The sequence below is a fragment of the Bacillus sp. MMSF_3353 genome (assembly GCF_030733445.1).
Classification (GTDB): Bacteria; Bacillota; Bacilli; order Bacillales; family Bacillaceae_G; genus Bacillus_A; species Bacillus_A wiedmannii.
In genome coordinates, this window is sequence record NZ_JASHJA010000017.1 from 11763 (window position 1) to 33596 (window position 21834).

The following is a 21834-nucleotide window of genomic DNA, read 5'->3' on the forward strand; positions in this document are numbered from 1 at the left end:
CTTTTACGCTAAAGGAGCTGTTTCTGTTATATGTTGAAGTTGATATAAATTGTAATAAAACCCTCTTTTTTTCATTAACTCTTCATGAGAACCTGTTTCTTTAATTTCACCATCTTCAATGTAAATAATCGTATCCACATGTGTAATCGTCGCCAATCGATGTGCGATTACGATCGTCGTCCGATCAGCAGCTAGCGTCTGAAGCGCCTGCTGAATATACCGTTCATTTTCTAAATCTAAAGCGGAAGTCGCCTCATCTAATATAAGTAACGATGGATTCTTTAGAAACACTCTTGCAATCGCTACACGTTGCCTTTGCCCACCAGATAACTTCACACCGCGTTCCCCAACGACAGTATCATAGCCATCAGGTAACTCTATAATAAAATCATGGATTTGCGCAGCTTTAGCAGCTGCAATCACTTCTTCCTCTGTAGCTTTCGGGTTTCCATATAAAATATTTGCCCCGATTGTATCACTAAATAACAAATTATCTTGCAGTACAATTCCAATATGACTACGTAAATTTCTCATATCATACTTTCTAACATCTATCCCATCTACATAAACTGCACCTGAAGAAACATCATAGAAACGTGGGATTAAGCTAGCAAGAGATGACTTCCCTCCCCCACTTGCTCCTACAAGTGCTACCTTCTCTCCTGGCAACATAGTTAACGAAAGGTTATGTAATATCTCTTTTTCATCCGAATTGTAACGAAAAGATACATTATCAAATATCACTTCACCATTTAATTTTGTCGTTTGTACCGCACTTGGCACATTGACAATATCGTATTTTTCATCTAACAATTCAAACACTCGATCCATCGATGCGAAAGACTGTGTTAATGTTGTAGAGGAATTGACAAGGCGGCGAAGCGGACTATACAAACTATCCATATATCCAACAAAGGCAACCATAGTCCCTAATGTTAACTGCCCCTGAATTACTTCATATGCTGCAAAACCGATTACCAGTAACGGGCCTAAATCGGTTAACGTATTCACTGCTGAAAATGTCCTTGCAGTCCAACTCGTATGCGTTAATGCTTTCGTCAAAAATTCATTATTTCTTTTTTCAAACTGCTTACCCTCATACTCTTCTAATGCAAAGCTACGTGTCACTTGCATCCCTTGAATACGTTCATGTAAATACCCTTGCATCGTTGCTAACGCTTGCGAACGCTCTTTCGTTAATTTTCGAAGACGCCCGAAAAAATATTTCACTGCCACTACATAAATAGGTAAAATTAATAACGCAACAAATGTTAATTTTATATTCATAGAAAACATAACAATAATAGCAATTGCAATTGTTGCAGTATCTAGCCAAACATTCATCAAACCAGTAATTACAAAATCCTTCGTTTGTTCTACATCATGGATTACACGTGAAATAAGCTCTCCTGTTTTTGTATTCGAATAATAGCGTAAACTCAACTTTTGTAAATGACCAAAAATATGTTTTCGTAAATCATATAGTATTGTATTTGCGATACGCTGCGCGAAATATTGACGATAATATTCAATTGGCGGTCTTACTACTGCAAAAATAAAAAAAGCAATCCCAACGGCTGTTACTAATTGGGATGTTTTATCTTGAAGTGACCCTCCCCCTTGAATTACATCATCGATAATATATTTTAATAACCACGGCATAATAAGCGGGATGCCGAATTTAACTAGACCAATCATAATCGTAATAGCAATAAGCCATCGATACGGTTTAACAAATTGCAAATATCTTTTTATACCTTGCACATAATCCCCCCTCTAATAGGACAAACCTGCCGGGAAATCCCCTGCAGGTTTGTTTTAATTTCTGTACATTAAATATCTTTCATACCACATATCTACGAAATCTGGCGCGAATGGCCCTTTTCTTTGATGAATCCATTGTGTTAATTGTGCTACATTTCGTTTTAAAATAGTATCAATAACAGGTGGATACTGCATAATTTGACTATGCTTTTCATACTCATCTTCATCTAAAAGCGTATATGTCATATCTGGATATACTTTAATATCTAAATCATAATCAATGTACTTTAATGCTTCAGAATCATATGCAAAAGGTGAGCCTAAATTACAATAATAATATACTCCCTCTTCCCTTAGCATCCCAATCACATTAAACCAATAATTTGCATGAAAATAACAAATTGCTGGTTCACGAGTAATCCATGTTCGGCCATCTGATTCTGTCACTACTGTACGATCATTTGCTCCGATCACAAGGCTCTGTGTCCCTTTTAAAATTGTTGTCTCTTCCCACATTCTATGAATGGAGCCATTATGTTTATAACTATGTATTTGTACTTTTTCTCCTTCTTTGGGAAATCCCATATATGCTCCCTTCTTTCAACTGCAAATGCCCTTTGAGCTGCATTCACTTTTTTTCTATTATAACTTTTTTGTCGAAATTTTAAAACTAAAGCGACAAGACTCTATTTTTCACACTGAATACTATATCCCTAATCTTCTTAGGAGACGGGGTCTTCGCTGAATGATTTACAAACGAGGAAATAGAAATAGAAAAAGCCCTTCCTTATTTCTATCTAAAGAAGGACCTTTCACCGGAAGGTAGCAACATGCCTTACCCTAAATTCGAAATCATTTTTTCAGTCTCAAAAGATTGAATCACACTATTTGTTTGCTCTTCAAATTTCTCATGTAACAGTTTTAACGCTAATTCTGTTCTATATATTTCTTGGCGGATAAAATGTAATTCCTTTTTATCGCACGTATCCTTTTCGCTCATTTCAATTTGCTGATACTTCTCTAGATGAGCTTGTAACTTTAACAACTCATCCATCGTTTCCAATTGCTCTCCTACCAACTTATCAAAGTCGTTCATTACTTACCCCCTTTTGGACTTATTTATCAGTTATTCTTCCTCATTACATATTTCTCATCTTTAACTTCCTTCTCCTTTGACTACATTTGTTGACTTATTAGAAGTTATGTCGTTCACTTTATTTTCATTACTATGACCCAGGCACAAAGAAAACACTTCTCCCGAATTAGAGAAGTGTTTTTCTTTCATTACTGATTTGAACTAGAAGATTGTGATTGTTTTGCAGCTGATTGTGCATTTTGTTTTTTCACAGCATGCACATCTGTTTCAGTTGCGAATTCTGTACCATAACTAGCGTTTGCACTTTGTGCACCAGAAGCTTGTGCTTTCTTTGCTTCTGATTGTGCATTTGCTTGTTTTACTGCTTGTACATTTGTTTCAGTCGCGAACTCTGTACCATAACTAGCATTTGTACTTTGAATGCTAGCACCAGAAGTTGCCTTGTTATAACCTTGTTGTTTTTTACTCATCTTTCTCACCTCCACAACCAATAATGTAACCAATTCACTTAGAAGTTATCCGTGATTTTCTTTTTTTAATCTCCGTATATATCTCTTATCACTCATTCAAACTATAGGAAATGGAGGTGGAAATATGTATATAGGACGCGATATGACTGAACTAACGATGGTTTCAAAAAATGAGTGGAAAGAAGATGAATTAGCTTATTTTCATCACTCATTACAACAGATTTTGCCGTATTTAAATGCAGAAGGTCAAAGTATCTATAAAGAAATTGTAGTAGAAATTGAATCAAGAGGTGGCTTACAACAAGGTGAAGCTAATTGGACTCATGGGACAAAAATTTCTTACGATTAAAAAAGTGTTCCCAATCTAGGGAACACTTTTTTAATTTATTGCATTGTAATTTTCTCAACGCAATTCTCATAAATCGTACGATGCGATTTCGAGAATGGTAACTGCTCAAATGCTTCTTTCGATACAAATTTCAATGTATCTGTTTCAACAATATCACCAGTTACTTTTCCGTAAAATACGAATATATCCCAAGTGCGATGTGTAAACGTATGTTGTACATTCATTGCGTATTCTTCAATAGAAATCGAGAGCTCAAATTTTTCTTTCATATAATCTGTAAGCTGCTCTTTCTGATTCCGAATCCCTTCTCCAAGTTCAGCATTTGGAAACTCCCACATGTTAGCTAATAACCCGGTACTTGGACGTTTATTAATGACGTAACGACCATCTTCTGTTTGAAGTACCCCTGCAACAATCGGTACCATTGTAGGAGCCTTCGCTTTACTTTTTACTGGTAACTCCTTTTGAACACCTTCAGCATATCCTCGGCAATGTTCACGTACAGGACAAAGTAAGCAAGATGGATTTTTTGGAATACAAATTAGTGCACCTAATTCCATCAAACCTTGATTAAAATAAGATGGATTTTCAGCCGAAATAATTTCACGTACAATCTCTTCAAACACTTTTCTAGTTTTCGGTTTTGCAATGTCATCCCATACTGATAAAATGCGAGATAATACACGCATAACATTTCCGTCAACTGCCGGCTCTGGTATACCATATGCGATACTTAAAATAGCACCTTTTGTATAGGGGCCAACTCCTTTTAATTTTTCAATTTTCTTTACATCACTTGGTACTATCCCGCCGTATACTTCTTTCACTTCTTTTACAGCCGCATGTAAATTTCGTGCTCTAGAATAATATCCTAAACCTTCCCATGCTTTTAACACTTCTTCATCACCAGCATTTGCCAAAGCTTCTAGAGTAGGAAACTTCCCCATAAAATTCGCGTAATATGGTTTTACAGCTTCTACCCTTGTTTGCTGCAACATAATTTCCGAAACCCAGACGCGGTATGGATCTTTATTTTTACGCCACGGTAAGTCGCGTTGCTCTTTTTCAAACCAACCAATTAAATCATTTTGAAACTGCTCTATGTTAAAATTATTTAATATTTCAAGTGTCAAACTTGATCCCCCTCATTTTTTTGCATATAAGTACTATTATAAAGATTTTAGGAAAAAATTTAAGTAAGATGACATAGGAAATAGAAGGCAAAGGACTTGAGGTATCGAATAAAAAGAGTTACATTAATAAAAAACGGAGGTGGATTTCTATGGACACAGCCACTCACCTTGTTATGGGCGTTACTCTAGGCAGTTTGGCAACGTTAGATCCAGCCATAGCACAAAGTGATATTGGGCCACAAGCAGTTATGCTTGCTACAATTGCCGGTTCCAATATTCCTGACATCGATACAGTTTTAAAATTGCGTAATAACGCTAAATATATAAGAAATCATCGCGGGATTACTCATTCCATTCCTGCAGTGATTCTTTGGTCATTCCTTATAAGTGGCATCTCTTTCGCCTTCTTTTCACACGCTCCATATTTGCATCTACTACTTTGGTCATTTATTGCCGTCTTTCTTCATGTCTTTGTAGATATTTTCAACGCCTACGGTACCCAGGCATTACGGCCCTTCACAAAAAAATGGGTAGCGCTCGGCATCATTAATACATTTGATACCGTCATTTTCTTTATCCACCTACTCGCGATTGCTTGTATGCTTGTAGGTTCCCATAAAGGGTATACTGCCTTAGCAGCGTATATATTGATGATTATTTACTATATCGGACGGATTATGATGCATAGAAACATACGTAGCGTCGTATATAAACGTTTCAATCATGTGGAGAAAATAATCATTTCCCCTTCTTACAGATTTTATCATTACCATTTAGCAATCGTTACAACTGATTATTACTACGTTGCTAGATGGCATCGTGGTAACATCATGATATATGATAAGTTCGACCGGGTACCGTTCCCAGATAATGCTATTATGCGCGCAGCTAAACAAGATGAAAACATCTCAGCATTTCTATCTTTCTCCCCTGTGTATCGCTGGGACATTTTCGATTATGATCATTATTACGAAGTTCGCTTCATTGATTTGCGCTATCGCAGTAAAGATTATTATCCATTCGTTGCAATCGTTCAACTCGACCACAATTTAAATATTATTAGTTCCTATACAGGATGGATTTTTAGTGAAGAAAAACTTCGAAAAAAACTGGAATTACTTCCACATTAAAAAAAGCGACTTAAGTCGCTTTTTTTAATGTTTCAAATGATCTTCTTGATTGATTAAATGGCTATATTTCGGATTATTTGTACGCATTTCATGAAGGCGACCTCCATGATTATTAATCCATGTTCGTACCACTTGTTCAGTCATTTCATCACCTTGATAACGACCTGATTTAGCATAAGTTGTTTGAAAGTCTTCCCACAATAATTCAACCCACGCACGAGCTTGTGCGTAAGAAAGTTTGTCATTTTTGTCTAACAATTCTTTTGTTAATGTTTCGTGAATATCATTCATGTTCTATTCTCCTTTTACCTATTTATTCCCTTAATTTCTAAAGGATAGTTTCCTCTATTTTGCACATTCTATAAGTGATACTTCTTAAAGAGGTATCAACTGATGATGAGGAGGGCGTTCGCAATGGGTAAACAAGCCGAATTTTGGTCTGAGTCAAAAAACAACAGCAAAATCGATGGTCAGCCGAAAGCGAAATCACGCTTCGCTTCGAAACGACCTAACGGCACAATTAACACGCACCCACAAGAACGTATGCGTGCTGCAAATCAGCAGGAAGAATAGTTCAGGTACAACCTAAAAAATTAACTTCCTACACGAGGTGATAAAGATGAGCTACCGTGATCGCTTAGATAGTCGTTCTGAATTATTTAACCATACGTGGACTCGTCCGAAACATGCAAAGGCGCAAGTTAACGGACAGACGCAACAAACCCAGTCTCTCATTATACTGGCGAATGAATGTAAAAAACGCCAATTTTAGAATCTCCTATCTCCTGTAACGCCTACCAAAGATGAAAACCAGAGAGATATTCGCTCTCTGGTTTTCATTTTTCTTGCAATAAAGAAATCGGTATTCCAATCTCTTCATTATCATTTTGCTTATGTCCCCAAGCAAATACCCCGTTGAAATACGTAATTTCAAATAATATACCAGGTTCTTCTACTAATTCATATGTCTCACCAATATGGAATTTGTTTATATCAGTCATATAAGCACGAGCCATTGCCATCTTGCGCATTAATACATCGAACTCATTTACAATACCAAGCTGCTCTGCCTTTATTGCTTGCTCTTTCAAAACCCCAATTTCTTCCCTTAGCTCATGTGGTGTCATTTCACTGTAGCGCTTTGGCATATTCATCTTATTCCCCTCATCCCTCTTCACGTTTCATCTGCAAAAATATCTCTATCTCATCAATAGAGAACCCTTTGCGATATAACGCTTGTTTCATCTTATTTTCGAATGTCCATCCATCATACTTCTTATATTTCTCATAATATTTATTCCCATGATAGTGTAACGCTTCTTGTTGCTGTTCGTCATCTTTTTCGTCTTTCAATTCTTCCAAACAAATTTGAATCACATCTCTAGAATATCCTTTACGAACAAGCATTTCGTCTAACTTTAGCTTCATTTGTAAAAAGGAATGCTTTTGATAAGACCTTTTCTTCTTTTCTATAAGAAGTAAAGCATTCTCAATTTGCTTTTCCTTCGGATATTCTTGTAAACTATGTGTAATGATTAGATCCTGAACACCTTTATTTAATAACTCTCTTTTAATAACAGTCGGACCCTTTCGATTCACATTACTTTGCGTTCGCGTATATAAAACAGCGTACTCTTTATCATTAATATATCGATCATGTAATAATTTCGAAACGACTTCAGAGATGACGGCCTGTCCCACTTCTTTTTTTCGTAAATAGTCTTCTACTTCTTTTTTTGTTCTCATTTGATAGGATAGATAGGAAATTGCTTGTAAATATGCTTTTTGTACCTCTTCATTGTATAAAATATTCCCTAACGCTATTTCATCAATTTCTAATCCTTTTTGTAATCCATGTTTCATTAAGATTACTTGATCCACACTAAATCCGTATTCTTCACCTTGACCTTTATCAATATAAATATTAAATCGTTCTTTCGATCGTTTTTGCACTTCTATTTTTGTAATGACAGCCATACTCTCACCTCTCTATTATTTTAACATAGTCAAGGAACGTTTTTGCTTTTCAAGAATATATATAATGAGGAGGAAATAATTGTGAGAATCGCAATTTCTGGTGGTACCGGCTTTATCGGTAAATACCTTTCTACTTTTTTTATTCAAAAAGGATATAATGTTTACATTCTTACTCGAAACAAAACTACTGAAACTTCCCATCCTAACCTTCAGTATGTACAATGGACACCAGATTTACAAACCTTCCCCCTCTCTTCTATCGATGTAGTTATTAATCTAGCTGGAGAGTCTATTAATAGTAGATGGACAAAGAAACAAAAGGAATCCATTTTAAACAGTCGAATTCAAACAACAAAAGGACTCATTAAACAATTGCAAACACTTGGTACAAAGCCAAATACATTTATTAACGCAAGTGCTATTGGATACTATGGAACGTCTGAAACTGAGTCTTTTACAGAACAGCATGAGATTCCTGGAAATGACTTTTTAGCAAATACAGTATATTCATGGGAACAAGAAGCATCTAAAGCACGTTCTCTTGGAATGCGAACAATCTACGCAAGACTTGGAGTTGTATTAGGCGCAGACGGAGGAGCTCTTCCCAAAATGCTACTCCCCTATCAATTCTATATTGGAGGTACAATTGGATCTGGAAACCAATGGTTATCATGGATTCATATAGACGATGTCGTTCGCCTAATTGATTTCATCATACACAAAGAAGAAATTGATGGCCCTTTTAACATCACAGCTCCCCTACCTATAAGAATGAAGGAATTTGGAGAAACCATTGCAACTATAATGAAAAAACCTCATTGGTTACCTGTCCCTTCATTTATGATTCACACTTTATTAGGTGAGATGAGTATACTTGTACTCGAAGGACAACATGTATTACCTAGTAAAGCAATTGAACATGGGTATCAATACACATTTCCGGCAATAGACCATGCATTACAAAATATACTTTCGCATACAATGTAGTACTTCTAAAACACAGTTTTACAGGGTCCCCTTTCAAAACTTTCATTTTCTAGAATCCGGAGCATTATTACACAAATAACCTTTCAGTTACTTTCCCTTAAATTCCATTAACATTGTAAAGTAACAGAAATGAGGTACCTATGAAAATATTGCTCAAACAAGCCATTGTCTATCCTATTACATCCCAAAAATTTCAAGGGGATGTACTCGTTATAGGAGAAAGAATTGCCGAGGTCAAGCCTTCCATTCAACCTACTCAAGATATGACAGTTATAGACGCTCGTGCTCTTCATCTTTTACCTGGATTTATTGATGTCCATACTCATCTTGGTCTCTATGATGAAGGTACTGGTTGGGCTGGCAATGATGCAAATGAAACATCTGAAGTTTCAACACCACATATCCGTTCTTTGGACGGAATCCACCCTTTTGATATTGCCTTTCAAGATGCTGTACAAAACGGAATCACAACTGTTCACGTTATGCCAGGAAGTCAAAACATTATCGGTGGTACGACTTGTGTAATAAAAACAGCTGGAACTTGTATTGATCATATGATTATTCAAGAACCTGCCGGCTTAAAGATTGCCTTCGGAGAAAATCCTAAAAAGGTCCATAGTAATGGAACAAAAGAATCCATAACACGTATGGGAATTATGGGATTACTTCGGGAATCATTCTATGAAGCACAGCACTACGGGCATGAAGCTGATTTTCGAATGCTTCCTATCTTAAAAGCATTACGCCGCGAAATACCCGTACGTATCCACGCTCACCGAGCAGATGATATTAGTTCTGCTCTACGCTTTGCAACAGAGTTCAATCTCGATTTACGTATTGAACATTGTACAGAAGGACACTTTATTGTTGAAGAACTTTCGAAACACAATTTGAAGGTTTCAGTTGGCCCCACTCTTACACGCCGTTCTAAAATCGAACTTAAAAACAAAACATGGGATACTTACCATATATTATCGAAAAATGGTGTGGAAGTTTCTATAACAACAGATCACCCTTATACACCAATTCAATATTTAAATATTTGTGCTGCTGTCGCAGTAAGAGAAGGATTAGACGAAAAAACTGCACTAGAAGGAATCACCATATTTCCAGCACGAAATTTACGTTTAGAGGATAGAATTGGAAGCATTGAGGTCGGAAAAGACGCTGATCTTGTGTTATGGACTCATCATCCTTTCCATTATTTAGCCAAGCCTGTACTAACCATGATTGATGGAAAAATAATTTACAAAAAAAATAAAAAAAACTAGTTTATTTTTTTGACTAGATAAAGTATTATACGATTATAAACTGAATGAAACCATAATCAATTTGTGTCGTGATTATCATTTTCAAATTGATGAATGGGGAAGGCAAATGGTGCGCCACCAGCGTTAGAAACTGGTTCTAGTGGGTTCGATTCCCACCCCGAAATTTTTTAAAGATTGATATAAAAATTTCGAGGGTGGGGTGTTTTTTCGTCATGCTACCCTCGTGTGAGGAGGAGTTAGTATGTTGAAAAAACGCGACTTACACGACAGCCACGTTCTATACGAGTTAATGGTGGACCCAGCTGTCTTCCCTTTTGTGCGTCAAAAGGCTTATTCTTATGAAGAGTATTTATTTTTAACGAAACAAACGATTGAAGCTGAAGAGCGTGGGGAATTAATTTCACGCACAATTTTAGATGAATGGGGTAACCCTATCGGAACAATTACTTTATTTGATGTGCAAGAAAAAGCCGGATTTCTCGGAACATGGCTTGGCAAACCCTATCATGGAAAAGGCTATAATAAATTGGCGAAAGATTCATTTTTTAGTGAACTTTTCTATGAATTAGATATTGAAACAATCTTTATGCGTATTCGTAAAATAAACATTCGTTCTATTAAAGCTGCCGAAAAACTACAATATGTAAATCTAGCAAACGAAACAAGAAAAGCCGTTTATGATGAAATTAACGCAAATGAAGAAGTATATAACTTATATGAAATCCCAAAAGATCAATATACACTTGCTACAATGCGAGATACAACGTTCCAAGATGCTCACCAATTAAAAGAAGCATAATCTAAATTTACAGAAAAAATAATTAATCATTAACATTTTACCATATACGTATATCACCCTATGTCTTTGGAAACGATAGATAGTGACTTTAGGACACGAGGTGATTTGTAATGGATAAAAAGAAACGTGACAAAACAAAAAACACATTATCTAGTACACAAGAAGTTCTTTACCAACGAGAATTTCGCAAAGCAGATCGCGCAGCGGGTTATCGCTCGAAAAGTATTTAAAGTGAGAATGAATAATTAGAAGTTTTCCCCCCCTAATTATTCATTCTCATTACATATTTTTTCTACGTGATAGAATAGACAAAAAGGTTCCTTATTTATAAGGAACCTTTTTTGTGTGGATAACGTTATCCACACAATTTATAGAATTGTGAATAAATTCAACAAATCCTTCACAAGTTTATATGTTGTAACGCATAGTAAATGTTAGAATTGTGGATAGTTTTCTAAAAATTGTGGACAATGTGGATATAGTTGTTAATATTTCGACTTTACTGTTTAATGAAAACGTAATCTTCATGTGGATAAGTTACTACTTTATCTTATAAAACAATAAAGAACCCTCTTTAAACATATAAAAGAGGGTTTCATATTAAGTAAATAATTGTGCAAGAGCAGGTGATTTAATAGGTATATGATTCGGTTCTACATGATTTTCTGTCAAAATTGTATCCACAATATGACCAGCTGGCTCCGGACGATAAATGCTTTTCATCGCTTCTTTCATTTGAAGAAGCTTCATATCATCTTGTAATAACGCCTCTGTCTTTGCAAAAACCTCACTATCATCACGAATGACAACTGCAGCTCCTTTTCTTTCAAAGTACATCGCATTTTCATTTTCTTGCCCTGGAACAGGCTTATATAAAATGACAGGTACTTGCAATGCTGCCGCTTCACTTAACGTAATACCGCCTGGCTTCGTAATCATACAAGAAGTAACACGGAATAATTCATCAATATTTTCAACATAACCAAATACTTTTAATGCATCAGGATTTTTTTCCTGTACTCCTAATAAATCCTGTTTTAACGCTTCATTCTTTCCACAAACGACAACTACTTGTAAATCAGGTAATGACATAAATGATTGGCATAGTTCTTTTACACTTCCTAATACCCCATGAGCACCTGCTACAATTAGTAAAATCTTTTTATTCTTACATAACTGATATTTATTATATATAATGTCTGGATTGATCTTCAGCTCAAAACTACTACGAATCGGAATTCCAGTTTCAACAATTTGCTCCGAGGGCACACCAATATCAACCATAATTTTTTTCACGTGATCCGTTGCTACAAAATAACGATCTACTTCCCGATGAATCCATATTTTGTGCACACAAAAATCCGTTAATACGTTATAAACAGGAATTGAAATACCTGTTTGCTTTTTTAACTCTGGTACAGCTATGATCGGAAAAGTATTAATAACAATATCCGGTTTCTCTGCTTGTAAAAGTAATTTCAAACGTTTTCTTCCAAAGTTCGCATACCAAGATGCTATTTTTTTATCATAAATTTTTTCTACGCCATAATAAAACAAGCGGTATAATTCTTTTCCTATTGTATAACTTTTTAAATATAAATATTTTGTAATATCGGTTATAACTGGATGTGATTCTCCGAACAAATCGCATACAATTACATCTTTAATTCCTTTTTGGCGAAATGTTTGTTCTAATGTTTTCGCTACTTGCACATGACCATTACCGTAATGTGCAGTTAATATTAAAACCTTGGGGTTTTTTATCAAACAAATCCACTCCTAGCTTATTGTTTCTCCATATTGCATATACGACAATAGGAAAAACATTTTCCTTAAAAATTACATAAACAGATTCTAATACTTCTCTTTCAGCTATGTACCTGTCGTGGATATGCAAAGCATATAAGATTGACCCCTTAATCCTATCTGTGCTCATATCTTTACATTATACTTTCCTATAAGAGCTTTCGCAATAACTTACAAATGTTCTCTATTCCATGATACTCACTCTTTTACTTCTTAATTCTTTTTACTATTTTGATTTCCCTTTACAATTATGTAAATTTCTCCACTTATTCCTTACAAAAATATGGATATTCTATTTTTAGTATACTCTTTTCTATATACATACTCTAGGTTTTATTGTAAAGAAAGCAAAAAGCCTAATCCAATATTTGGATTAGACTGCTTGTAAAATATGTCTTGCTTGCTCTACATTTTTTTCAGTAGGTGGTTCTACATTCGCGAGTGGATATTTATGCCCAAGTGCCTCCCATTTATATACACCAAGCTTATGATATGGTAGCACTTCAACCTTCTGAACATTAGACAAGCTTTGAATAAAGCTAGATAATTTTTGTAGATCCTCTTCATTATCCGTAACACCAGGAACTAATACGTGTCTTACCCAAATTGGTTTATTTTTATCCGATAAATAACGAGCAAATTGTAAAATATGTTCATTTGGTTTCCCTGTTAATTTACGGTGTTTCTTTGAATCAATATGTTTCAAATCCAATAAAACTAAATCTGTGTAATCCATTAAAATATCTAGCTTATTTTGGAATTCTGGTTCTTCAGAATAACAACCACCCGAAGAATCAATTGTTGTATGAATTCCAACTTCCTTACATTTCTTAAATAATTCAATTAAGAAATCTAGCTGTAATAATGGTTCACCACCACTAACTGTTATACCGCCTCCAGAAGCTTCAATAAAAGGAAGGTAACATGTCACATCCTGCATTACTTCTTCAACTGTTATTTCTTTTCCTTTACCGATCTCCCACGTATCAGCATTATGACAGTATTGACAACGTAATAAACACCCTTGTGTAAATATGACATAACGAATTCCTGGGCCATCAACAGTACCACAAGACTCTACAGAATGAATTCTTCCTTTTATCATGTTACTTCCTCCTTTATTGAAGCAGCCCCCCTCTGCTATTTATAAAAAGCAGAGGGACACTTTTTCACTTACATACTTTCATGCATTGTACGATTAATTACATCGATTTGTTGTTCACGAGTTAATTTAATAAAGTTTACAGCGTAACCAGATACGCGAATTGTTAATTGTGGATATTTCTCAGGATGTTCCATCGCATCCATTAATGTTTCACGATTAAATACGTTAATATTTAAGTGATGGCCTTCTTTTACTGCATAACCATCAAGCATTGATACTAAGTTACGTACTTGTACATCATCTTCTTTACCAAGTGCTTTTGGAATAATAGAGAATGTATTAGAAATACCATCTTGTGCATCTTCATATGGTAATTTAGCTACAGATAATAATGAAGCTAATGCACCTTTTGTATCACGACCATGCATTGGGTTCGCACCTGGTGCAAATGGTTCTCCAGTACGGCGACCATCTGGAGTGTTACCAGTTTTCTTACCGTATACAACGTTAGATGTGATTGTTAAGATCGACATTGTATGAACAGAATTTCTGTATGTTTTATGTTTACGAAGTTTATTCATAAATGTTTTTACAAGATTTACAGCGATTTCATCTACACGGTCATCATTGTTACCGTATTTAGGGAAATCTCCTTCGATTTCAAAGTCAACTGCAATACCGTTTTCATCACGAATTGGTTTTACTTTTGCGTGTTTAATTGCACTTAAAGAGTCTGCTACTACAGATAGACCCGCGATACCTGTTGCCATTGTACGAAGAACATTTGTATCATGAAGTGCCATTTCAATACGTTCGTAGCTATATTTATCATGCATGTAATGAATAACATTTAATGTGTTTAAATATAGACCTGCTAACCATTCCATTGTCATATCAAACTTACGCATAACTTCTTCATAATCTAATACTTCAGAAGTAATCGGTGCGTACTCAGGACCAACTTGTGCTTTAGATTTTTCATCTTTACCACCGTTAATCGCATATAGTAATGCTTTTGCTAAGTTTGCACGTGCGCCGAAGAACTGCATTTGTTTACCAATTCTCATTGCAGATACACAACAAGCAATTCCGTAGTCATCGCCGTAGTCAGCACGCATAATGTCATCATTTTCATATTGAATTGCTGATGTTTTAATAGACATTTTCGCACAGTAGTTTTTAAAGTTCTGCGGTAATTGTTTAGACCAAAGAACTGTTAAGTTTGGTTCTGGAGCTGGTCCTAAATTATCTAATGTATGCAAGAAACGGAATGAGTTCTTTGTTACTAATGGACGACCATCTAATGCCATACCACCGATAGACTCAGTTACCCAAGTTGGGTCACCAGAGAATAATTCATTATAATCAGGTGTTCTTGCAAATTTCACAAGACGTAATTTCATAATGAAGTGATCCACAATTTCTTGTACTTCTTCTTCTGTTAAAGTACCATTTGCTAAATCTCTTTCAATATAAATATCTAAGAATGTAGAAGTACGTCCAAGACTCATTGCAGCTCCGTTTTGCTCTTTAATTGCTGCAAGATATGCGAAGTATAACCATTGGAATGCTTCTTGTGTGTTTGTTGCTGGCTTAGAAATATCAAAGCCATGAGAAGCAGCCATTTGTTTTAACTCTTGAAGTGCACGCATTTGCTCAGATAACTCTTCGCGTAAACGCATTGTATCTTCGCTCATTACACCGCCAGTTAAATTCAAATCAGCTTTTTTCGCTTCAATTAAATGATCAATACCATATAATGCTACGCGTCGGTAGTCACCGATAATACGTCCACGTCCGTATGCATCTGGAAGACCAGTAATTACACCTGATTTACGTGCATTTCTCATTTCTGGTGTATAAGCATCGAATACACCTTGGTTATGAGTTTTTCTCCAATCTCTAAAAATACGACTAAGCTCTTTATCCATTTCGTATCCATAAGATTCACAAGCTTGTTCCGCCATACGAATACCACCATATGGTTGTAAAGAACGTTTAAATGGTTTTTCAGTTTGGAAACCGACTACTTTTTCAATATCTTTATTTAAATATCCTGGTTCATGTGATGTAATAGAAGAAACAATTTTTGTATCCATATCAAGAACGCCACCGTTTTCACGTTCTTTCGTTGTTAAATCCATTACTTGATCCCAAAGTTGTTTCGTTGCTTCAGTTGCTCCCGCTAAGAAAGATTCGTCTCCTTCGAAAACGTTTACATTATTTAAAATGAAATCGCGAACATCAATCTCTGCTTTCCATTTTTCACCTTTAAAGTTTTCCCATGCGTTTTTAACATTTTCTAATACTTGAGTCATCCTAATCTCCTCCATTTTTGATTAGTACAGGACTAAGATTTTTTATATAACAGCTTACACACTTAGAATACTACTTTTTTGCTAAAGTGAACGAAATAGTTGTGACATGTTTGTGAAATGTTGAGCAAACTACTATATGCACAGTGTTAACTTCACTTAAAAGTCTTTATAATTAACCCTTTCCTTAATTGTATTTTTTTGGTATCCTTAAATACGAGTCCTATTTTGTAATATAAGAACAATACCCATTGTAGAGCTGTAATACTCTTATCTCCTAATCTGTTATAGTTTTTATAACAGAACAAAAAAGTGTACATATGTTGTACACTTTTTTTGTTACTACTCTAAAACATCTCTTTTTCTATTCCCATCATAGAATCCACCACGGCTACCTTCTAATACAATTAATTGCTCTAATCCTTCTATATGATCACCTATAATTCGCAAGACAGCTGGAGGATGACCTATTTTTGCAAAATGTTCACTGGGACGAATGCGGTTCATCTTATCGACCTCTACACGACTTACACACGCAATTTCGAATCCTGAAAGAATAGCTTTCACTTGCGCTACGCAAGGTGACAATAAAGACCTATACCCAATTGATTTCAAACACTTCTGGCTAAACGCATTAGGTACAGCGATAAGAGATCCTACTCCTAAATCTTTTCTATCACAAGCTAAATTTAATGCATATTTAAATGCAGTTACAAGATGAAGCGGTACTCTTAAATCTAAATAATGATTTAGATCATTTAATGCGACATCCATTCCATCTGCAATAGCTTTTGCAAATGGATATAGCTCACTAGCTGGAATAACAAAATCACCGTCTATAAATAATACAATTTCTCCTTTGGCGAAATAAGTCCCAAGTGAACGTCCCACATCGTTGCCAAGTGCTTCTTTATATACAATTGTTGTTGCTCCCTTGTCTTTTGCAATCGTTGCTGTTTTATCAGACGAACCATTTACAACAACGATAATTTCAAAAGGTTCAATTTTGCGAAGCTCTTCTATAACATTTCCAATTGTTTTCTCTTCATCTTGTACAGGAATAATGACTGATAATTGCTTTCCTTTATACAATTTAGATGTAATGCCCCATCCTTGATAAAGATCTTCGAAATCTAAAGTATGATAGACACTATCTCTTTTCCTATTTCCATCATAATATCCTCCGCGCTCATCACTACCTACTATTCGCTCCGCTACAGCTTCTATATGATCACCTATCATCCGTTTTTCAGATTGCGAAAGACCCGTGCCATATGCAGCATGCTCGGCCGGCCGAAATTTATTTGGCGTAATAACGTCAATTGCACAATGTCGACTAATTCTCCATTCGCTTTGAACGAGGCGTAAATGAGCCAAAATAGGATTAACAAAACATTCATATCCGATGCTTTGAACGACCTCTTTCGTCAGCGCATGAGGTGCATCTAATAAGGAATCAATTTTTAATTCTTCACGCTCTAACATTGCATTTAATATTTGGCGCCATACGGTAATAGAATGCGGTTTTTGTTTCTTTAAAAATAATGCGTCCAAATTATTTAAAACGATGTCGGCCTGATCATGTAAAATCGGATTCAGGAATAATTGTAATTTTGAAGTTTGAATAGCAAAATCACCATCTATAAATAGTAATACATCACCTATCGCGTGTTTTGCGCCAATCGCGCGGCCAACATCGTTCCCTAGTAGCTCTATATACTTGATTACTTTACACCCTAAACGATCAGCAACCTCTTCTGTACCATCGTTACAACCGTTTGCTACTACAATAATCTCTATTGGATTTAATCCTTTTGCCGATTGGATAACATCTGAAATCGTTTCAACTTCATTATATACAGGTATAATGACCGATAGTGACTTAGCCATTATTTTCTTCACGGAACCACTTAATAGTTTCTTTCAATCCTTCTTCCCATGTTACTTCTGCTTGAAACTGAACAAGTTCTCTTAATTTCGCAACATCTGGTCTTCTATTTGGAATTTCTTCAAAGCCATGTGGGTACACCTCTTCAAAAGGAACTTGAACAATCTTTGAAGAGGATTTCGTTAGCTTTTTAATTACTTCTGCCACTTCTTTTATACTCTTTTCATTGTCAGAACCTATGTTAATAATTTCACCATTTACATTCTCATCCATCGCTCGAATCGTTGCCTCTACCGCATCACTTACATACGTAAAACAACGTGTCTGCTCTCCATCTCCATATACGAGAATGTCTTCTCCTTGCAAAGCCGCACTAATAAATCGTGGGATTACCCCTGCATACGGACCATCTTTCGCTCTTGGACCATAAATATTAAAATAACGAACAATCGTTACCGGTAAACCTTCTAATGCGTATCCTAAACATAATGTTTCTTCTAATGTTTTACACACTGCATAACTCCAGCGTATTTTAGAAGTTGCCCCGTATAATCGATCTCCCTCTTCAGAGAAGGGTGGCTTTGCCTTACCATATACTTCTGAAGTAGAAGCAAAGACCACTTTCTTCTTTTCTTTTAGCGCTGCTTGTAAAATGTTTCTCGTTCCATCAAAATTCGTTTCAATAAGCTCTATACTCTTTTCCATTGTCGTTTTCACGCCTAAAATTGCTGCTAAATGAAACACTACATCATGTTGGTTTACTAATTCATAAATAGAATTTTTATCTAAAACACTTATTGGAATAACTCGAATTTCTTTCATTAACTCATCATGATATTTATTTTTCCCTTTATAGAAGTTATCAACGATCGTAACCCCATACCCTCTTTTCACCAGCTCTTCAGCTAAATGTGAACCAATAAATCCTGCTCCACCTGTAATTAAACATTTCTTACTCATACACTCACCTTCTTTATAATTCCACGTGTATCTATTACTCGCTTCATACCTTTAAAAAGCTTCCAATCGATATTAGAGTGATCAGTTAAAATTAATATACAACCCGCTTGTTTAACGACATGTTCATCCAAAGAAACAGATTGGTACACCTTGCCTTCAAACTTTGCAGAAGAAATATATGGATCGTGATATTCGATTTCATATCCTTCTTTTAGTAACAATTCAATAATTGGTAAAGCCGGTGATTCTCTCAAATCATTTACATCTTTCTTATATGCAATTCCTACAATTAAAACTGATGCAGGTGATTGCACCATGCCTTTTACTTTCCGGACTATTTTCTCTGGCATTTCTTCATTAATCACATGTGCAGCCTCAATTAATTGACTAATTTCCCCATTCCTTTTTATTCTCCATTGGAAATATAAAGGATCTACTGGAATACAATGTCCTCCTATTCCTGGTCCTGGCCAATATGGGGTAAATCCAAACGGTTTTGTAGATGCGGCTTCAATCGCCTCATAAAAATCAATTCCTAAACTTTCACATAGTGTGTTTAACTCATTTACTAATGAAATATTGACTAGGCGCTGAATATTTTCAAATAACTTACACATTTCCGCTACTTTCGGAGAACTAACTGGAACAACGACATCAAATGTAGTGCTATACAACTCCTGAACTTTTTGTTTACACTTTTCTGTTTGTCCACTAATAACTTTTGGAATCGTTTGAACAGAATAGTGACTATTAGCCGGATCAATTCTCTCAGGGGAATATCCGATATAGAAATCTTCTCCTACCTTTTTACCTGTTTGAGAAATAATAGGAATGATAACTTCCTCGAGTGTACCTGGATATGTGGAGCTTTCAAAAATGAAGGTTTGTCCTTTTTGAAGGTTTTGTTGTATATAATGTGAGGCTGAAATGAGGGCACTTAAGTCTGGTTCTCTTTGTTCATTAATTGGAGTCGGGACAGTAACAATAACATAATCACTATTTTGAAAATCAGCAATGCCTTGATCCGGTGTGTTCACTATTAATTTTTTTTTCACCAATAAACTTTGTAACTCTTTAGAAGAAACATCCGGAATATAGCTTTCTCCTTTTATAATTGATTCTATTTTTCTAATATCTTTATCTAACCCAAGTACTGTATGCCCTCTCTCTGCAAAATGGACTGCTAAAGGAAGGCCAACATACCCTAAGCCAATAATAGCTACTTTACTACTATTCATTTGTATTCTCTTCTTCCCTTCTCAATTGTTGAATGATATCTCTAGCTCTATCTCCATCCGTAAAGCCACCGCGTTCGTCTGTACATTGTAATAAATACGCAATCGCCTCAATTTGATCACCGAAAATACGATCAAATGCTGAAATACGCCCATTTACAAATTCGTGTTGCTCTGGACGTACTCGATTTGTTTTTATAACATCTACTAACTCTACTGCTGTAATAGAGAATCCTTCTAAAATAGCTTTCACCTGAGCTAATGGAGGAATCACAAGAGAATCATAACCAATTTTCTCTATTACTTTTTTATGCATAGCGTGTGGTACTGCTGTTAATGAGTTATTCCATAAATCTGGTCGCTTCGCTATCAAATTCACAAAATATTTTCCCATGCTAATTGGATCTGCTGGATGAAACATATCTAATAAACACTGTAAATCATTTAATGCCACATCACTTCCATCTTCAATAGCACGCAAAAATAGAATTAAATTTGTTGCTGGAATAACAAAATCACTATCAACAAATAAACAAATATCTGCCGTAGCATACATGGCCCCTATCGCCCGTGCTACATTATGCCCAAGCACTTCATCCAACTCAACAACAATAACATTCTCTAGCTTTACTTGTTTAATGGTCTTTACGGCAGCTCCATTCACAACAACTATAATTTCATCTACACCTGCTTTTTTCACTTCTTGTATAACAGACCTTATAGTTGTTTTCTCTTCTGATACTGGGATAATGGCACTATATTTCGCTTTTTTCTTTTGTAATAAAACTGGTTTATACTTTCCTACAAACTCCCTATCTTTATTGCCCTCTGAAAAACCACCGCGATTACCGTATGTTTCGATTACGTATTGTAAAGCTCGCAAATGATCACCCATAATACGACTAGTCGCTTTCGGATAAGGAGAGCCAGGTGATGTGCCCGTATGGACAGGACGAACTTTATTTGTGTAAATGACATCAACTGAAGCCATATCAGAAATATCTACTCCTCTAGACATCGCCATCGCTTGAAATAGTGCTGGATCCGCTAAATTCCACCACCCTAGTTCTTCAATCACTTCACGACTTATCGCATGTGGTATCGCAATTAAAGATCCTACAACAAATTCTTTTTTGTTCAAATAACGGTTTAACATATATTTTCCAACCGTCGTATAATGCGGTCTCATCTTCAAATAAACGGACCATGTTAAATTATTTAAAACAATCTCATGTCCTTGCTGTATTCCTTTAATAAAATTGTATAATTCTTCACTTTTCATGATGATATCGCCATCTAAAAATAAAACAATTTCACCTTTTGCTTCTCTAGCACCAATTGCCCGTCCCACATCATTACCAAGAGAATATCTATAATAAATCACACGGCAATTATGCTGTAACGCTATTTCTTTCGTACCATCTGTCGATCCATTATCTACTATGATAATTTCATATGGTTCCAACTTCCTTACTTCTACTAAAACTTTTGATAAAGTACTTGCTTCATTATGCACTGGAATAACAACTGACACTCTCATACTTGTATC

Annotated in this window: 23 protein-coding genes; 8 read left to right on the top strand and 15 right to left on the bottom strand. The window is 35.5% G+C overall.

Going from position 1 to position 21834, the window contains the following annotated elements; all coding sequences use genetic code 11:
* Positions 1–3: 3 nt before the first annotated feature.
* From RBB48_RS23360 to RBB48_RS23375, 4 genes are all read right to left on the bottom strand, one after another.
* Positions 4–1764 (bottom strand): ABC transporter ATP-binding protein, encoded by a 1761-nt coding sequence (locus RBB48_RS23360; RefSeq protein ID WP_097889310.1) that lies wholly within the window; start codon positions 1762–1764, stop codon positions 4–6.
* Positions 1765–1818: 54 nt separating this feature from the next.
* The gene (gene ntdP / locus RBB48_RS23365; RefSeq protein WP_000506626.1) at positions 1819–2349 is read right to left on the bottom strand and encodes a nucleoside tri-diphosphate phosphatase; all 531 of its coding nucleotides are present in this window, start codon (positions 2347–2349) and stop codon (positions 1819–1821) included.
* Positions 2350–2599: 250 nt separating this feature from the next.
* Positions 2600–2860 carry a YgaB family protein gene (locus tag RBB48_RS23370; RefSeq protein WP_000997582.1) on the bottom strand — a complete coding sequence of 87 codons (261 nt, stop codon included), beginning with the start codon at positions 2858–2860 and terminating at the stop codon, positions 2600–2602.
* Positions 2861–3048: 188 nt separating this feature from the next.
* On the bottom strand, positions 3049–3330 hold the full coding sequence (locus RBB48_RS23375) for a gamma-type small acid-soluble spore protein (RefSeq protein WP_000039039.1): 282 nt from the start codon (positions 3328–3330) through the stop codon (positions 3049–3051).
* Positions 3331–3454: 124 nt separating this feature from the next.
* Here RBB48_RS23375 and RBB48_RS23380 point away from each other — a divergent pair, with 124 nt between their 5' ends.
* The gene (locus tag RBB48_RS23380; protein WP_048542097.1) at positions 3455–3679 is read left to right on the top strand and encodes a hypothetical protein; all 225 of its coding nucleotides are present in this window, start codon (positions 3455–3457) and stop codon (positions 3677–3679) included.
* A gap of 35 nt (positions 3680–3714) precedes the next feature.
* On the opposite strand, the gene mutY is transcribed toward RBB48_RS23380, so the two are convergent.
* Positions 3715–4812, bottom strand: coding sequence for an A/G-specific adenine glycosylase (gene mutY / locus RBB48_RS23385; protein ID WP_046953679.1), 1098 nt, complete (start codon positions 4810–4812; stop codon positions 3715–3717).
* A gap of 149 nt (positions 4813–4961) precedes the next feature.
* Here mutY and RBB48_RS23390 point away from each other — a divergent pair, with 149 nt between their 5' ends.
* Positions 4962–5942 (top strand): metal-dependent hydrolase, encoded by a 981-nt coding sequence (locus RBB48_RS23390; RefSeq protein ID WP_060486949.1) that lies wholly within the window; start codon positions 4962–4964, stop codon positions 5940–5942.
* A 24-nt stretch (positions 5943–5966) separates the two neighbouring features.
* Here the strand turns inward: RBB48_RS23390 and RBB48_RS23395 are convergent, their stop codons facing one another.
* Complete coding sequence (locus RBB48_RS23395; RefSeq protein ID WP_000997857.1) at positions 5967–6233, bottom strand: YfhJ family protein; 267 nt, start codon at positions 6231–6233, stop codon at positions 5967–5969.
* Positions 6234–6356: 123 nt separating this feature from the next.
* On the opposite strand from RBB48_RS23395, the gene RBB48_RS23400 reads away from it, so the two are divergent.
* Both RBB48_RS23400 and RBB48_RS23405 read left to right on the top strand, forming a co-directional pair.
* Positions 6357–6515, top strand: coding sequence for a small, acid-soluble spore protein K (locus RBB48_RS23400; protein WP_000517891.1), 159 nt, complete (start codon positions 6357–6359; stop codon positions 6513–6515).
* 46 nt (positions 6516–6561) lie between these two features.
* Positions 6562–6714 (top strand): YpzG family protein, encoded by a 153-nt coding sequence (locus tag RBB48_RS23405; protein ID WP_000122093.1) that lies wholly within the window; start codon positions 6562–6564, stop codon positions 6712–6714.
* Positions 6715–6778: 64 nt separating this feature from the next.
* Here RBB48_RS23405 and RBB48_RS23410 read toward each other — a convergent pair whose 3' ends face one another.
* Together RBB48_RS23410 and recX are read right to left on the bottom strand one after the other, a co-directional pair.
* Positions 6779–7096 carry a YfhH family protein gene (locus tag RBB48_RS23410; protein ID WP_001057030.1) on the bottom strand — a complete coding sequence of 106 codons (318 nt, stop codon included), beginning with the start codon at positions 7094–7096 and terminating at the stop codon, positions 6779–6781.
* Positions 7097–7106: 10 nt separating this feature from the next.
* Positions 7107–7919, bottom strand: a complete 813-nt coding sequence (recX, locus tag RBB48_RS23415) for a recombination regulator RecX (protein ID WP_000268506.1) — start codon at positions 7917–7919, stop codon at positions 7107–7109.
* 81 nt (positions 7920–8000) lie between these two features.
* On the opposite strand from recX, the gene RBB48_RS23420 reads away from it, so the two are divergent.
* The 4 genes from RBB48_RS23420 (at position 8001) to RBB48_RS23435 (ending at position 11206) form a co-directional block, all read left to right on the top strand.
* Entirely contained in the window at positions 8001–8906 is a 906-nt protein-coding gene (locus RBB48_RS23420) for a TIGR01777 family oxidoreductase (protein ID WP_087982357.1), read from the top strand.
* Positions 8907–9046: 140 nt separating this feature from the next.
* A complete protein-coding gene (locus tag RBB48_RS23425) occupies positions 9047–10177 on the top strand; it encodes an amidohydrolase (RefSeq protein WP_000698306.1) in 1131 nt (376 codons plus the stop codon).
* A 241-nt stretch (positions 10178–10418) separates the two neighbouring features.
* The gene (locus RBB48_RS23430; RefSeq protein WP_000914737.1) at positions 10419–10976 is read left to right on the top strand and encodes a GNAT family N-acetyltransferase; all 558 of its coding nucleotides are present in this window, start codon (positions 10419–10421) and stop codon (positions 10974–10976) included.
* Positions 10977–11086: 110 nt separating this feature from the next.
* Positions 11087–11206: a YfhE family protein gene (locus RBB48_RS23435; protein ID WP_000358487.1), complete on the top strand. Its 120-nt coding sequence runs from the start codon at positions 11087–11089 to the stop codon at positions 11204–11206.
* Positions 11207–11576: 370 nt separating this feature from the next.
* Here the strand turns inward: RBB48_RS23435 and RBB48_RS23440 are convergent, their stop codons facing one another.
* The 7 genes from RBB48_RS23440 to RBB48_RS23470 all read right to left on the bottom strand — a co-directional run bounded on the left by RBB48_RS23440 (position 11577) and on the right by RBB48_RS23470 (position 21825).
* A complete protein-coding gene (locus tag RBB48_RS23440) occupies positions 11577–12743 on the bottom strand; it encodes a diglucosyl diacylglycerol synthase (protein ID WP_000594705.1) in 1167 nt (388 codons plus the stop codon).
* A 412-nt stretch (positions 12744–13155) separates the two neighbouring features.
* Positions 13156–13887 carry a pyruvate formate-lyase-activating protein gene (gene pflA, locus RBB48_RS23445; protein ID WP_000589742.1) on the bottom strand — a complete coding sequence of 244 codons (732 nt, stop codon included), beginning with the start codon at positions 13885–13887 and terminating at the stop codon, positions 13156–13158.
* A 68-nt stretch (positions 13888–13955) separates the two neighbouring features.
* Positions 13956–16205, bottom strand: a complete 2250-nt coding sequence (gene pflB / locus RBB48_RS23450) for a formate C-acetyltransferase (RefSeq protein ID WP_088609562.1) — start codon at positions 16203–16205, stop codon at positions 13956–13958.
* Positions 16206–16544: 339 nt separating this feature from the next.
* A complete protein-coding gene (locus tag RBB48_RS23455; protein WP_142310771.1) occupies positions 16545–18092 on the bottom strand; it encodes a glycosyltransferase family 2 protein in 1548 nt (515 codons plus the stop codon).
* Positions 18085–19050: an NAD-dependent epimerase/dehydratase family protein gene (locus RBB48_RS23460; RefSeq protein ID WP_097907801.1), complete on the bottom strand. Its 966-nt coding sequence runs from the start codon at positions 19048–19050 to the stop codon at positions 18085–18087. Before RBB48_RS23460 ends, RBB48_RS23455 begins: the two co-directional genes overlap by 8 nt.
* Positions 19047–20288: a nucleotide sugar dehydrogenase gene (locus RBB48_RS23465; RefSeq protein WP_075313226.1), complete on the bottom strand. Its 1242-nt coding sequence runs from the start codon at positions 20286–20288 to the stop codon at positions 19047–19049. Before RBB48_RS23465 ends, RBB48_RS23460 begins: the two co-directional genes overlap by 4 nt.
* On the bottom strand, positions 20281–21825 hold the full coding sequence (locus RBB48_RS23470) for a glycosyltransferase family 2 protein (protein WP_142310769.1): 1545 nt from the start codon (positions 21823–21825) through the stop codon (positions 20281–20283). Before RBB48_RS23470 ends, RBB48_RS23465 begins: the two co-directional genes overlap by 8 nt.
* Between the last annotated feature and the right edge of the window lie 9 nt (positions 21826–21834).